Annotated in this window: 12 protein-coding genes and 1 pseudogene; 8 read left to right on the top strand and 5 right to left on the bottom strand. The window is 58.7% G+C overall.

The features are described from left to right. The first annotated feature begins 86 nt into the window (after positions 1-86). The 5 genes from secA2 (at position 87) to ABRP88_RS02410 (ending at position 5,087) form a co-directional block, all read left to right on the top strand. Entirely contained in the window at positions 87-2,378 is a 2,292-nt protein-coding gene (secA2, locus tag ABRP88_RS02430; protein ID WP_284853945.1) for an accessory Sec system translocase SecA2, read from the top strand. 85 nt (positions 2,379-2,463) lie between these two features. After that, positions 2,464-2,898, top strand: coding sequence for an oxoglutarate dehydrogenase inhibitor Odhl (odhI, locus tag ABRP88_RS02425; RefSeq protein WP_284853944.1), 435 nt, complete (start codon positions 2,464-2,466; stop codon positions 2,896-2,898). A gap of 100 nt (positions 2,899-2,998) precedes the next feature. Continuing rightward, a complete protein-coding gene (ftsR, locus tag ABRP88_RS02420) occupies positions 2,999-3,745 on the top strand; it encodes a transcriptional regulator FtsR (protein ID WP_023030770.1) in 747 nt (248 codons plus the stop codon). Between the two features lie 38 nt (positions 3,746-3,783). Further along, positions 3,784-4,377, top strand: a complete 594-nt coding sequence (locus tag ABRP88_RS02415; protein ID WP_284853943.1) for a bifunctional nuclease family protein — start codon at positions 3,784-3,786, stop codon at positions 4,375-4,377. 146 nt (positions 4,378-4,523) lie between these two features. After that, on the top strand, positions 4,524-5,087 hold the full coding sequence (locus ABRP88_RS02410; protein WP_005282882.1) for a MerR family transcriptional regulator: 564 nt from the start codon (positions 4,524-4,526) through the stop codon (positions 5,085-5,087). Positions 5,088-5,150: 63 nt separating this feature from the next. On the opposite strand, the gene ABRP88_RS02405 is transcribed toward ABRP88_RS02410, so the two are convergent. The 3 genes from ABRP88_RS02405 to ABRP88_RS02395 all read right to left on the bottom strand — a co-directional run bounded on the left by ABRP88_RS02405 (position 5,151) and on the right by ABRP88_RS02395 (position 8,187). Continuing rightward, positions 5,151-5,951 (bottom strand): vWA domain-containing protein, encoded by an 801-nt coding sequence (locus ABRP88_RS02405; protein ID WP_284853942.1) that lies wholly within the window; start codon positions 5,949-5,951, stop codon positions 5,151-5,153. 48 nt (positions 5,952-5,999) lie between these two features. Continuing rightward, positions 6,000-6,812, bottom strand: coding sequence for a 3-methyladenine DNA glycosylase (locus ABRP88_RS02400; RefSeq protein ID WP_410763203.1), 813 nt, complete (start codon positions 6,810-6,812; stop codon positions 6,000-6,002). 67 nt (positions 6,813-6,879) lie between these two features. Further along, positions 6,880-8,187: a DEAD/DEAH box helicase gene (locus tag ABRP88_RS02395; RefSeq protein WP_284853940.1), complete on the bottom strand. Its 1,308-nt coding sequence runs from the start codon at positions 8,185-8,187 to the stop codon at positions 6,880-6,882. A 227-nt stretch (positions 8,188-8,414) separates the two neighbouring features. On the opposite strand from ABRP88_RS02395, the gene ABRP88_RS02390 reads away from it, so the two are divergent. Then, positions 8,415-9,944, top strand: a complete 1,530-nt coding sequence (locus ABRP88_RS02390; RefSeq protein ID WP_349836016.1) for an SLC13 family permease — start codon at positions 8,415-8,417, stop codon at positions 9,942-9,944. 62 nt (positions 9,945-10,006) lie between these two features. On the opposite strand, the gene gnd is transcribed toward ABRP88_RS02390, so the two are convergent. Then, positions 10,007-11,458, bottom strand: a complete 1,452-nt coding sequence (gnd, locus tag ABRP88_RS02385; RefSeq protein WP_349836015.1) for an NADP-dependent phosphogluconate dehydrogenase — start codon at positions 11,456-11,458, stop codon at positions 10,007-10,009. A gap of 59 nt (positions 11,459-11,517) precedes the next feature. Here gnd and ABRP88_RS02380 point away from each other — a divergent pair, with 59 nt between their 5' ends. Next, positions 11,518-11,973, top strand: coding sequence for a PaaI family thioesterase (locus ABRP88_RS02380; RefSeq protein WP_349836013.1), 456 nt, complete (start codon positions 11,518-11,520; stop codon positions 11,971-11,973). Here ABRP88_RS02380 and corA read toward each other — a convergent pair. Beyond that, positions 11,970-13,043 (bottom strand): annotated as a pseudogene (gene corA, locus ABRP88_RS02375) (magnesium/cobalt transporter CorA). The gene ABRP88_RS02380 and the pseudogene corA sit on opposite strands and share 4 nt — an antisense overlap. A gap of 116 nt (positions 13,044-13,159) precedes the next feature. Here corA and ABRP88_RS02370 point away from each other — a divergent pair. Beyond that, a complete protein-coding gene (locus ABRP88_RS02370; RefSeq protein WP_284624125.1) occupies positions 13,160-13,762 on the top strand; it encodes a class I SAM-dependent methyltransferase in 603 nt (200 codons plus the stop codon). Positions 13,763-13,764: the final 2 nt, after the last annotated feature.

The following is a 13,764-nucleotide window of genomic DNA, read 5'->3' as shown; positions in this document are numbered from 1 at the left end:
GCACCTACAATAACGGCCCCATAAGTTCCAAGCCAGATGAGGTTGACTAGAGTCGTAGGCAGCCAGTCCCTAAAGGAGGAATTGTCGTGGGAGCATTCGATTGGTTCTGGAAAGCGATGGGCTCGCAAAGCGAGCGAAACGATAAGAAATCCAAGGCCATCGTGGATGAAGCTCGCTCCGCCGCGGACAAATTCGCGCAGAGCGACGATGCTGCCGTGGCCCAAGCCGCCCGCGATGCGGTGCGCGGCGGCGAGGTCGCAGACAAGGCCCAATTCCTGGGTGCCCTTGCCGTAGCGTGTGAACGCACCCTGGGCCTGCACCCATTCACCGTGCAATCGCAGGCGGTACTGCGACTGCTTACCGGCGATGTCATTCAAATGGCTACCGGTGAGGGCAAGACTCTCGTTGGCGCGATGGCCGCAACGGGTTTCGCGCTAACTGGGAAGCGGGTCCACGTCGTGACGGTCAATGACTATCTGGCCAGCCGCGATGCTAAATGGATGCGGCCTGTCGTGGAATTTTTTGGGCTGCAGGTAGCCTCCGTAACGGAGGGTATGAGCGAGGATGAGCGCCGCGCGGCGTATGCGCAGAATATTATTTACGCCCCCGTTAATGAATTGGGCTTTGATCTTTTGCGCGATAATCAGATCACCGAACGCGCACAGACGGTGCAGGCTCCTGGCGATGTCGCCTTGGTGGACGAGGCCGATTCCGTCCTAGTGGATGAGGCCCTTGTACCGCTGGTGTTGGCCGGAAATCGCCCCGGTGAGGCTCCCACGGGGCACATTACCAATGTGGTCTCCCGCCTCCGAGAGAACCACGAGTACGTCATCTCAGATGACGGGCGCACGGTGCAGCTTACCGATGTAGGCGCAGCCCGCGTAGAGCGAGAGCTCGGCATCGATTCCCTTTATTCCGAGGACAATATCGGCACCGTCCTCGTCAAGGTTAACTTGGCGCTGCACGCAAAGGCGCTGTTGATACGCGATATTCACTACATCGTGGTGGACGGCAAGCTGCAGCTTATCGATGCCTCCCGTGGTCGCGTCGCCGATCTGCAACGCTGGCCCGACGGGCTGCAGGCAGCGGTAGAGGCCAAAGAGGGCTTGGAAGTCTCTGAGGGCGGGCGCATCCTCGATACGATTACACTGCAAGAACTCATGCGACGGTACCCGCTGGTCTGTGGAATGACGGGTACTGCGGTAGAGGCCACCGACCAGCTGCGCCAATTTTATGACCTGCACGTTTCCGTTATCGATCGGAATAAGCCACTGCAGCGCTTCGATGAACAAGATCGCATTTTTGCCACCATAGGGGAGAAGTCAGCGGCCATCGTCGAAGAAATTGCCCACCTGCACGAAGCCGGTCAACCAGTACTTGTGGGAACCCAAGACGTGGCGGAATCAGAAAATTTAGCTGAGGCCTTGCGCGATCGCGATATTGAAGTCAACGTGCTTAACGCCAAAAATGACCGCGAAGAGGCACAGATTGTCGCCGAAGCCGGCGATATTGGGCGGGTAACCGTCTCCACACAAATGGCCGGCCGCGGTACGGACATCAAGCTCGGCGGCGCCGATGAGGCCGACCACGATGAGGTGGCTGAGCGCGGCGGCCTTGCCGTGATCGGAACCTCTCGGCACCGCACCGCGCGGCTCGATAATCAGCTGCGCGGGCGTGCAGGGCGCCAAGGAGACCCAGGCTTGGCGCTATTTTTCGTCTCGCTGGAAGACGACGTGGTGCAACAAGGCGGAGCTGGGGAAAAGGTCAGCGCGCAACCTGGCCCTAGCGGGCTCATCGAATCCAAACGGGTGCAGGACTTTGTAGCCCATTGTCAGCGGGTAACAGAGGGCCAATTGCTAGAAATTCACGCCCAAACCTGGAAGTATAACCAGCTCTTGGCGGACCAGCGCATCATCATCGATAAGCGCCGTGCAGCGCTATTGGATACAGACCAAGCGTGGCAAGAACTAGCTGAGCGGGCCCCAGAGCGGGCTAACGAGCTTGCGGAACTCCCGGGGTCGGTGCGAATTCAGGCGGCGCGGGAGATCATGCTGTATCACCTCGACATGGGCTGGGCCGATCACCTCGAGCTGCTCGATGATGTGCGCGAATCCATTCACCTGCGCGCCATCGCGCGCGAGACCCCAATTGACGAATATCACCGCATCGCGGTGCGCGAATTTAAGGACTTGGCGCAGCGGGCGGTAGATCAGGCCGTAGAGACCTTCAGGCAGGTGCCTATTGACGCCGAGGGGGCACACCTAGCAGACTCTGGGTTGAACCGTCCAAGCGCAACGTGGACCTATATGGTCTCTGATAACCCCCTTGCGGGGCAGGGAAATTCCGTGTTGAGCGGCATCGGAAATATTTTTCGGTGAAATAATTGCCCACTGAGAGATCAAAGACTCGGTAGAGTCGCTATTATTGGTATAAGTAACTCAAAACTAATCCCCGGAGGTAACAATGAGCGAGAACACCGGAACCCCGGAACCACAGGTGGAGACCACCTCTGTATTCCGCGCTGACCTGCTCAAGGAAATGGAAAATGGCACCAAGGGAACCGAGACCTCTGCGGTAGGTACGGAAAACTTGGAGGACGGCCAGGCGTTGCTTGTGGTCAAGCGTGGCTCCAATGCCGGTGCCCGCTTCCTGCTGGATCAGGACACCACCACGGCAGGGCGCCACCCGGAGGCAGATATCTTCCTGGATGATGTCACCGTCTCCCGCCGCCACGCTGAATTCCGCAAGAATGATGAAGGCCAATTCGAGGTAGTAGACGTGGGATCCCTGAACGGCACCTACGTCAACCGCGAGCCGCGTAACTCGCAGGTGCTCGAGGTTGGAGATGAGATTCAGATCGGTAAATTCCGCCTCGTCTTCATCACCAAGCAGGACTAAAACGGCAGCAGACAAACCGTTTTGCCGTCCTTGGTTAAGGCGGTTTAGTCTCCTTTTTATATCCAACGACTACTGAGACACTTTTAAAGAGATAGACACAGTGAGCGCAGCAGAATCCGCGGCGGCATCAGCTCGCCGCAAGAGCCCGAACACGAAGAAGGCTAAGACCATGTCCATTGGCGTGGTCTTAGAAACGCTGAATCAGCAGTTCCCTGATGTCACTGTGTCTAAAATCCGCTTCCTCGAGTCAGAGGGGCTGATTTCTCCCCAGCGCACTGCCTCCGGCTACCGCCGGTTCACGCAGGAAGACGTGGATAGGCTGCGCTATATCTTGACCACCCAGCGGGATAATTACACCCCGCTTAAGGTCATCCGCGAGCAGCTGGAAGCGATGGATTCTGGCCAGGTCACCGCCATTGTTTCTGCTGGCAATGCGGAGACCTTGCTGTCCCCGCAACAGTTCAAAGCACCCGCGGTAACGCGCTTGACCGATGCCGAGGTAGCAGAGCAAGCCGGAGCATCCGAGGCGGATATTGCCACCTTTATCAAGGACAAGCTCATTAAGCCGGACGCCGCGGGATTTTTCAATACCGACGACGTGGCCATTGCTTCTGCCGCGGTAGCGTTGCAGGCCTTCGGCTTTAGCGCTAGCCAGCTGAAGTCCCTGCGCAATAGCGCACGCCGCCAAGCAGATTTGATTTCGCAGGTTGCGGCCCCCGTGGCGCACTCGAATTCCGATACCGCGCACCAGCAGGCAGAAGAGCTCTCCCAGCAGATGACGGCACTGGTCGTTTCTTTGCACGCCACCTTGGTAAAGACGGATTTGCGCCACGAATTTAACGCCTAACTCACCATGGCAGCCTCCCGTGTGGGAGAGTGGTAGCTATGAGTGATGTAACCCTTGAATTTCACGGCATTCACCAGCTAGGGCCAGAAGATGATGTCTGCGCGCTGCTGCGTTGGCCCGAAGAGAATCGCCTCATCCCCGTCTGGCTTTCAGCCGTAGACGGAATTCAATTGGCCGGTGTTTTTGCTGACCCCCGCCCAAACCGCCCAACGACCCACGATCTTCTCTGTGAGGTTCTAGAGGCGGCAGGTGGCGTCGACGCCATCGAGATTGTCAACCACCATCAAGGCACCTTCATGGTGGATATTCAGACCGCGCAAGGTGAAGTTTTTGATGCGCGTGTAAGCGATGCCTTGGCGGTAGCCGAGTACTTTAAGGTGCCCATCGTTGCCGAATCTGCGCTCTTGGCGCAGGTATCCGTCTTCGCCAGCGAGGAGGACATTAAGGAATACTTCGACCTCGAGCTTCCTACCCCCACACAGGAATGGGAAGACAGCGATGCCTCCTCCGCCGAGGAAAGCACCTCTGCATCCGGAAACGCGCAGGCCGATGCCGATTTCGAAGAGATGATGCGCAGCCTTGGCATGGATGAATCCGATTTCCACACGGGGGAAGAAGACGAAAAAAATTAATGACACGCGTGTGACTAATGGTGACAATGTGGTTTTTAAAGTCTAAAGTTGTACTCGAAGGTTAAGCAGCCACCGCTTGACGGGGGTGTGCGCTTGGCATTTAATTGATCTTTAGAGCTTCCAACAAACCCCATTGGAGTAATTACGTGAGCATCACCGAGGACACTCAGTCCGAGTCCCAGTACGTCCAAGAATCCCTCTTTGATGTGGGACCGGACGAAGAAGTGGGGTACCGCGTGCCCATCGCCTGCCAGGTTGCTGGCATCACCTATCGCCAGTTGGACTACTGGGCACGCACCAACTTGGTCAACCCCTCCATTCGCACCGCCCGCGGCTCGGGTTCACAGCGCCTTTATTCTTTCAAGGACGTCTTGGTCCTCAAGATTGTCAAGCGCCTGCTCGACACCGGCATTTCCCTGCAGAATATCCGTTTGGCCGTGGAATCGTTGCATGACCGCGGCGTTAACGATTTGGCTGAGCTCACCCTCGTCTCTGATGGCACTACCGTGTACGAGTGCCGCTCCAATGATGAGGTCATTGACCTTCTCGCCGGCGGGCAGGGTGTCTTCGGCATCGCAGTGCCGGGAATCTTGAAGGAACTGTCCGGCACGATTACGTCCTTCCCCGCAGAGCGCATCGAGGAATTGCCCGATGACAACGTGGTTGGCTTGGATGAGCTCGCCGCTCGCCGCAACCGCAAGAGTTCCTAAGTCCTCTTAATAAGTTCTCCCTCCAGACCCCAGCTCACGGGGGTGGAGGGAGAACTTTTTTGTTTAAACCCCAGCGGCCTTATCCATCGCGGCGTTGAGGTCCTCCTGCGTACCCGCATCGACGCTAGTGAAGTTGTCAGCGGCGTTCTTTAGCTGTTCATCGATAGCCCCTGGGCCCACGTGGACGACGGATAGCTCTACGTTGTCTGACTTCGCGCCGTCAAGAGCGGCGGCAAACTGGGCATCGTCCATATCGAGCTCGGTGCCCGTTGTCACGAGGAGCACCCGTGCCTTCCGGTTGGTACCGGCGGCCTGATCCGCAGCGGTGTTCAGCGCGGCAATTGTGGCGCTGCGCGATTGCGGCACCCCACCGGTGCCGAATGCCGCGAGTGTCTTCGGCACCGCAGGGCCATTGCCGAATCCGAGGTTATCGCGGTACCCCACCGACGCGGCCTCCGAAATGGGGGACGAATAGTTCCACAAGGCTACCTGGCTATTGTTGTCACTCAATTTTTCCGCGGTGCCAGATAGCGCCTGTTGCGTTGCATCAAACATCGCGGTCATATTCGCAGAAGTATCAACGAGCAGGAGAGTATTGGGGGCCATCTCCACGGTGGAAGAGGAAGCCGAGCCCGAAGCCTCTTCGCCGTCGTCCGGCGTACTCGGAGCGGAGGAGGAGACTCCTGGGCTGCTTTCCACAGGGGATTGGGACGCGGTTTCTGCGGCCGTAGGCTCTCCAGAGTCACCCCCAGCGCGCAACAGGAAAATCAAAGGTGCGATGACAGCAAGGATTGCGATGATGATAACCGCGATAACCCAGCCAGCTAGTGCGAATCTGTTTTCCCCGTTTGAGTGCCGTGCCATGTAGTGCCTTTCTCCAAAACTCCCGAGCCAGCGCATGATGCGTTTAATCTAGTGTAACTGGCAATAAGCCCTTTCCATTACTGCGACAAGCCGCTCGCGCAGCGGTTGCGCTCGCTGCGCGAGGCCCCGTTGACGGTTGACATACGTCGCCTTGCCCTCTGGTGTTTCAATAGGAACTACCCCAAGGCCCCAATTACGGCAATCGTACGGGGAGGCCTCCATGTCAAGGATGCGGGCATCGATAGCCAGATCCAGGCAATCGAGGAAGAGATCGCCTGGGACCAAGGGCCCCAGCTTCCACGCCCATTTATAAAGGTCCATGGTCACGTGCACGCAGCCTGCTTGGTCATTGGCAGGTTGATCCTCACGGTGGAGCACCGTCAGATTGAGCGGGCGCGCCGGCAGAGTAAAGAAACGGAACGCATCATAATGCGAGCACTTTAGGGAATGAGTATCAACGACGCGGTTGGTTCCTTCTGCGCCTAAGCGCAGCGGGAGATCATGGCGTGGGGAATCGGTGTGGTAAACCATCGCCCATTCATGCAGACCAAAGCAATCAAAGTGCACCGGGTTGGTGGCAGAGCGCCGCAGCAGATCCAAAATATAGTCAATCGAACTTCCGCGGCGTTGCATATAGGACTCCACGTCCACGGTGATGCCGTCCGCAGTCTCGTGGTAATCGCGCCAGCTAGCCTGCGGCGCGTCACCCTCGAGCGCCGTGTCAATGCCGGGGTGCCAGCGCTTTAGGTGCGACGGGCGGACAGGGTAATACTCAAAGAGGAAATCAAATACGGGATGATAGCTGCCCGGATGGCGAAACCTCTCCAGTCGGTCCGCCGCCCGCCGTTCGTGCTCATCCATGCGGGCGGTCCAGTCAGTGGTAGATAAAACCTGCACGGGCCTATCCTCCTTTCTATTGCGCCAGCGCTTAACGACGCCGCCCCTTACCCCTCCTGGCACCACCAACCGGTTTCTTCTGCTGGCGTGGGGGTTGTTTCTTTTGTTGCTGGCCCGAGCCGTGCGAACCGTCTTGGCCCGGTGGGGGAAGGGCTGGTCCGTGGGGTTTGCGGGCGCCGGTGACCGTGCGCAGCTCGGGAGCGCCGGCCGGGTTATCGCGGTGGGAAATATCGTGTTCGGTAGCGCTCACACCGGCCTTTTTGATGAGGGCAGCTACCTCTGAACGCTGTTCATCGGTGACCAGGGTAACCACCGTGCCTGTGGCGCCGCCGCGCGCCGTTCGTCCGGCGCGGTGCAGGTAGGCCTTGTGTTCGGCCGGCGGATCCACGTGGACGACGAGGGAGACGTCTGCGATATCGATGCCGCGTGCTGCGATATCGGTGGCAACGAGGACTGGAATGGAGCCATCGGCAAAGCCAGAAATGGCGCGGGTGCGCGCACCTTGACCCTTATCCCCGTGGAGTGGATAGGCGTTGATGCCGGCGCGCCTTAGCTTTTTCACCTGCCTATCCACGCCGTGCTTGGTTCGCATGAACATAATGGTCTTGCCCGCGCGCGCGGCGATGCGCATAACCACCTCGTTGCGGGCGGGGCGATCCCCGACGAAAAACAGGTGGTGCGACATCGATTCCACCGCCGCGGTCACCGGTGCGGTGGAATGGACTACGGGATCGTGCAGGAATTGCTCGACGAGCTTATTGACGTCTCCGTCGAGGGTCGCGGAGAAAAGCAACCGCTGACCGGTGGGCGGGGTGTAGTTTAAGAGCTTGCGCACTTGGGGAAGAAACCCCATATCGGCCATCTGGTCCGCCTCGTCCAAAGTGGTGATCTGCACCTTGTCAAAGGACAACCTGCCTTGGGCGATGAGATCCTGGGCGCGACCAGGTGTAGCGACCAAGAGATCCACTGGGCGCGCCAAAGACCGAATGTGGTGGTTGATATTGACGCCGCCGACCACCGCGAGGACGCGCAGCCCTAATGCGGTGGCGGGCTCATCAAGGCGTTGTTGGATCTGCGTCGCCAACTCGCGGGTGGGGGCGAGGACGACCGCACGGGGGTGGCCGGGGGTCGAGGCACCCGAGCCAGCCAATCGGGCCAGCGTGGGAAGCCCGAAGGTAAAGGTCTTTCCGGATCCGGTAGGCCCGCGGCCGAGTACGTCCTTGCCCGCAAGTACATCCGGGATGGCTGCGGCTTGGATGGGAAATGCTTCCGTGATTCCTTGGTCGTTCAAAACGTGAACCACGCGCTGAGGTAAGCCGAGTTCGGCAAAAGTAGTCATCGTTGGGCAATTCTAACTGGTGGGTGCGCAAAATTCCGCATCGGCCAGCGCACGATTGGGCACCGTCTTTATGAGTGAGAAATGCCATAGCAAAAATAGGGCTCTACTTTAGGTATTTCACTGGTTATTACCTAACGTGGAAGGTGGTGCTGGGAAGCACACACGATTTATTCCTTCACTCACCGGCCCATCCCAGGGCCACAACGAACTGTTAAGGAGTCGTCTCCATGGCTCAAGCACAAGCATCCACAGCCAGTTCTTCTTCCCACTCCTCGCCGCAGGAATCTACCGAACCCACGAAAAAGGAGAAATTTCACCTTGATGCCGTGTGGTTCGCGCTGGCCTTCCTGGCCCTCGCGGCCGTCTTACTTATCCCGATCCCGGGGCTCGATTGGCCCGCTAAAGTGGCCCTAGGCATGCTGGCCTTCGCGGTGATCATGTGGGTGACTGAGGCCGTGAGCTATCCGGTGAGCGCACTGTTGATCGTCGGCCTTATCTCCCTACTTTTGGGCCTCGGGCCGGATCCAGAATCCGATGGCATCTACGGCACCTCTAATGCCCTCAAGGTCGCGATGGCGGGATTTTCCTCGTCCGCGGTAGCGCTCGTGGCCGCGGCGCTGATCTTGGCCGGAGCAATGCAGGCCACGGGACTGCATAAGCGGATTGCCCTGTACGTGCTGAAAATCGCGGGGGAGAAGACCTCCCACATCGTTATCGGCGCCATCGCGATCGCCATCATCTTGGCCTTCTTCGTTCCCTCTGCCACCGCGCGTGCGGGCGCCGTGGTGCCCATCTTGCTCGGTATGGTGGCCGCCTTCGGCCTGTCCTATGAGTCGAAGCTGGGCGCGCTACTCGTCATTACCGCAGCGCAGGCCGTATCGATCTGGAACGTGGGCATCAAGACCGCCGCCGCCCAAAACCTCGTGGCGGTGGGATTTATCGAGGATCAAATGGGGCAATCGGTCTCGTGGGGCCAATGGTTCATTTGGGCCGCGCCGTGGTCCATCCTGATGTCCATTGCGTTGTATTTCATCATGCGCGCCGTCATCAAACCGGAAACGGAGCGCATTGAGGGAGGAAAGGAGCTCATCGCCAAGCAGCTAGAGGACCTTGGGCCCACCTCACCGGAAGAGAAAAGGCTTATCGGGTTTTCCCTCCTCCTGCTCTTCTTCTGGGCCACGGAGGGACTGCTGCACCCGATTAGCTCGGCCGTCATTACCGCGGTGGCCGTAGCACTCATGCTGCTGCCGAAGATTGGCGTATTTACCTGGCCTGAGGCGCAAAAGTCCGTGAGCTGGGGTACCCTCATCGTCTTTGCCATCGGCATTTCCCTCGGCTCCTTCCTGCTGGATACGGGCGCTGCCACGTGGCTATCAGAAAAGACCTTTGGGCTTATGGGGCTGGATTCGCTGCCGATTCTGGCAACGATTGCGTTGGTATCGCTGTTTAATATCCTCATCCACTTGGGCTTTGCCTCCGCTACATCGCTAGCCTCCGCGCTCATCCCGGTCTTTATTGCCTTGGCCGCCACGCTGGATGTGCCCAACGGTGGCATCGGCTTCGTGGTCATCCAACAGTTCGTCATCTGCTTCGGATTCTTGCTTCCTGTCTCGGCGCCGCAGAACATGCTGGCCTATGGCACCGGTGCCTTTAGTACCAAGCAATTCCTGCGCTCCGGTATCCCGCTGACCATTGTCGGGTACCTGCTCATCCTGCTGCTGTCTGCCACCTACTGGTCGTGGCTGGGCTTGGTCTAAATCCAGAGACGAAAAAGGGGAGGGCCTGCACCGTGCAGGTCCTCCCCTTTTATTTGCAGTACTTAGTCCGTCTGCGTCAGGCTGCGGTCGCCGGACCACTCGACGTGGAAGGTGCCCGGCTTATCGGTGCGCTTAAAGGTGTGTGCACCAAAGAAATCGCGCTGGCCCTGGATCAGGGCGGCGGGCAGGCGCGTGGCGCGCAGGCTGTCGTAGTATGACAGCGAGGAGGCAAAGACCGGAGCCGGCAGGCCCATCTGGGTTGCAGCGACGACGACGCGGCGCCACGGTTCGATGAGGTCTTCCAGCTCACCCTTGAAGTAGGGATCCAGGATGAGGGCGGGAAGCTCTGGATTGGTATCAAATGCCTCGCGGATGCGGTCCAAGAACTTAGCGCGGATGATGCAGCCGCCGCGCCAGATGGTTGCTAGGTCGCGCGGATCGACATCCCAACCGAATTCGGTGGAACCAGCCTTGATCTCATCGAAGCCCTGGGAGTAGGCGATGAGCTTGGCGGCATACAACGCACGGCGAACGTCTTCGATGAAGGCATCCTTGTCGATGTCGAAGTCCGCGTTCGTGCCTGCCGGAAGCTGGCCCTCCTGCGCGGCGGCGCGCTGCTGGCTCGAAGAAGACAGTGCGCGGGCAAAGACGGACTCGGCAATGCCGGTAATCGGCACGCCCAATTCGAGGCCGTTGATGGCAGTCCAGCGGCCGGTACCTTTCTGGCCGGCGGCGTCCAAGATGACATCGACAAGCGGGGCGCCCGTGTCCGGATCCTTCTGGGCCAGTACCTCGGCGGTGATCTCAATGAGGTAGGAGTCCAGGTCGCCGGAGTTCCATTCCTTGAAAATCTCCGCAATCTCGGCAGGCTCCATGCCAGCGCCGTAGCGCAGCAGCTGGTAGGCCTCGCCGATGACCTGCATATCGGCGTACTCGATGCCGTTGTGGACCATTTTGACGAAGTGGCCGGCGCCATCCGGGCCGATGTGGGTCACGCACGGGGTGCCATCGACCTCCGCGGCGATGGACTCCAGGATGGGGCCGAGGGTCTCCCAGGACTCAGCCGGACCACCAGGCATGATGGATGGGCCGTTCAAGGCGCCTTCTTCGCCGCCGGAAATGCCAGCGCCCACGAAGTGCTTACCGCGCTCGGCCACTTCCTTTTCGCGGCGAATGGTATCCGTAAACAGCGCATTGCCGCCATCGATGATGATATCGCCGTCATCCATGGCATCGGCAAGCTGGTCAATGACCGCATCGGTGGCTTTGCCCGCCTGCACCATGATGATGGCCTTGCGGGGGCGCTCCAAGGAAGCGACGAAATCCGCGATGGACTCGGAAGGGATAAAGTTTCCTTCGTCGCCGTGGGTCTCAATGAGGGCGTGAGTCTTTTCTGGGCTGCGATTATAGACGGCGACGGTATTGCCATTGCGGGCAAAGTTGCGGGCTAGGTTGGAGCCCATTACCGCTAGGCCGACAACACCAATGTGCGCGAGTTCGTTCTTTTCAGTCATGGTGCCTATCCTACGTCACCGCCTCACTTTCGCCGCGCTGGCGGCTAAGCTTGAAGGCTATGTCAGATACCCAGATACTCAATGACTTACTCCATACCGCGCATACGCGCCTGCTCAACGAGGAGGAACTGGAGAAACTAAATTCGGTTAACGGCGGGCTTGCTGAGTTCATCGGGCTCACCTTCGACCGCGTGGGCCCGACCGAGGCCCGCGCACACCTCACCGTGACTCCTCAGCACCACCAACCGTGGGGCGTGGCGAATGGCGGGCTATATTGCACCATCGCGGAAACGGTGGCCTCCCTTGCCAGCGTCGCGGCTGCCGATGCCCCAGCGATGGGGGTCAATAACTCCACGGACTTCATCAAGGCGACAGGTGAGGGCGAGCTAGAAGCTGTGGCCACCCCCATTCAATTGGGCACGCGGACCCACGTGTGGAGCGTAGAAATGCGCCAAGGAGACACCCTAGTTGCACGCACCACGCTGCGCACCATGATTATGGATAAGCGCAGCTAGAGCCAGTGGTTCTTCCGGAACCACGCCCACAGTCCGCCAACGACTGCGACCATGATGATTATTGCCATGGGATACCCAAAGGCCCAGTGCAGCTCCGGCATGATATCGAAGTTCATGCCGTAAATACCGGCGACTAAGGTCGGCGCAGCCCACATGCCGACGACCGCGGAGATGGTGCGCATATCGGAGTTTTGCTGCATGGTGACCTTGGCCACCGAGGCATCAATAAGCGAGGTCAGGCGTTCATCGAAGCTGGCCACCAAGTCATTGACCACGAGCTCGTGGTCATAGACATCGCGCAGGTAGGACCGGATCTGTTTGGAGATGAGGTCCTTGTGATCCGAAACCATTGCCTTTAGCGCCGCAGACAGCGGGTAAATGGCGTGCTTCATTTCCAAGACTTCGCGCTTGAACATATAAATGCGGTCGACGTCGAATTTGAGATTGGGGGTAAAGATTTCCTCTTCGAGTTCATCGACTTCATCGCTAATAAGGCGCGCGACTTCGGAGTAGCGGTCCACCATCATGTCCAGGATCTTCCAGGCCATGGCGACGGGGCCGAGCTCCACCAAGTCCTGCTCGTCTTCGACAGTCTAGGCCCAGAAGGGCAGCTTTGCACCGTGGCGGACGGTGATGATGAAGTTAGAGCCCATGATCATCTGAATTTCGCCCGTAGAAATGATATGGCGCTTATCTTTCACCTCATCGTGGTCGCGGTAATTCACCGAGCGCGCCACCACAAAGAGCTGGTCATCGTAGCGCTCCAGCTTCGGTCGCTGGTGGGCCATAACGGCGTCTTCCACGATGAGCTCGTGGATGCCAAATTGCGAAGCGATCTTCGTCATCTGGGATTCATAGGGCTCATGCAGGCCCACCCAGACAAACCCGCGGCCATATTCCGCCACGGTTTCCAGGGCGGAATGCGCGGAATACTCGCCGGGTAGGGCCTCACCATCGACGAAAACGCGGCAGTGCTCGATGGCGCGCTCCGCGGGAACCGGTGGGAAGGAAGGCTGACTAGGAGGCGTGGGTTTCTTTCGGCCCCTAAAGGGCGTGGGTACGGACGGCATCGTTTCAGCCTCCTTTGCACGGTAGTGCGGATAGTAACGCAATCAAGTAGTAAAACGGGCCACGTTTTAAGCAGCGGGTAAAGCCTACACCGACGGTGGGTAATATAATCGAATCTATGCCTACGTGGAAAGAAGTTACCGAAGCCAATCCCGCCCACTCCCATAATTTCGCCCGCAAATGGAAGATGCTTGAGGCGCAGGGCAAAGACATTCATGGGGAGGCCCGGCTTGTCGATGCCATGGTGGAACGCAATTCCACCATCCTCGACGCCGGCTGTGGAACCGGCCGCGTCGGCGGGGAATTGCTGCGCCGCGGACACAGCGTGGTGGGCATCGACGTAGATCCCATTTTGATCGAACACGCCGAACATGATTTCCCGGAAGGCGAATGGTTCGTCGGAGACCTGTGCACCGAAGAGGTTCCTGAAGGACCCTTTGACCTCGCTGTTTCTGCGGGAAACGTCATGGGCTTTTTGGCCGTGGACGGCCGTGAGGAAGCCCTGCGAAATATTTTTAACTCTCTGACCCCCGGCGGGCGCTTCGTCACTGGCTTTGGGGAAGGCCGCGGTTGGGATTTCCAGGACTTCCTCGATATGGCGCAGAAGGTGGGCTACCGCGTTGACTTCACATTCTCTTCTTGGGACATGAAGCTATTTTCGGAGCATTCTACCTTCTTGGTCGCCGTGCTTTCTAGGCCTGGCGCGGATCTATTGGCTTAAGG

The sequence above is a fragment of the Corynebacterium sp. KPL2734 genome, assembly GCF_040225595.1.
In the GTDB taxonomy this organism is placed as follows: Bacteria; Actinomycetota; Actinomycetes; order Mycobacteriales; family Mycobacteriaceae; genus Corynebacterium; species Corynebacterium rhinophilum.
The sequence above is the reverse complement of the archived record's forward strand: the minus strand, read 5'-3'. Positions and strand labels throughout refer to the sequence as shown.

What these genes read in the sequence shown, in the direction of transcription:
- ABRP88_RS02400 (WP_410763203.1), bottom strand. Translation starts at nt 6,812, where the DNA reads ATGGATGAGCACGAACGGCGGGCGGCGGACCGACTGGAGAGGTTTCGC.
- gnd (WP_349836015.1), bottom strand. Translation starts at nt 11,458, where the DNA reads ATGACTGAAAAGAACGAACTCGCGCACATTGGTGTTGTCGGCCTAGCG.
- odhI (WP_284853944.1), top strand. Translation starts at nt 2,464, where the DNA reads ATGAGCGAGAACACCGGAACCCCGGAACCACAGGTGGAGACCACCTCT.
- ABRP88_RS02390 (WP_349836016.1), top strand. Translation starts at nt 8,415, where the DNA reads ATGGCTCAAGCACAAGCATCCACAGCCAGTTCTTCTTCCCACTCCTCG.
- ABRP88_RS02380 (WP_349836013.1), top strand. Translation starts at nt 11,518, where the DNA reads ATGTCAGATACCCAGATACTCAATGACTTACTCCATACCGCGCATACG.
- ABRP88_RS02370 (WP_284624125.1), top strand. Translation starts at nt 13,160, where the DNA reads ATGCCTACGTGGAAAGAAGTTACCGAAGCCAATCCCGCCCACTCCCAT.
- ABRP88_RS02405 (WP_284853942.1), bottom strand. Translation starts at nt 5,951, where the DNA reads ATGGCACGGCACTCAAACGGGGAAAACAGATTCGCACTAGCTGGCTGG.
- ABRP88_RS02395 (WP_284853940.1), bottom strand. Translation starts at nt 8,187, where the DNA reads ATGACTACTTTTGCCGAACTCGGCTTACCTCAGCGCGTGGTTCACGTT.
- ABRP88_RS02415 (WP_284853943.1), top strand. Translation starts at nt 3,784, where the DNA reads ATGAGTGATGTAACCCTTGAATTTCACGGCATTCACCAGCTAGGGCCA.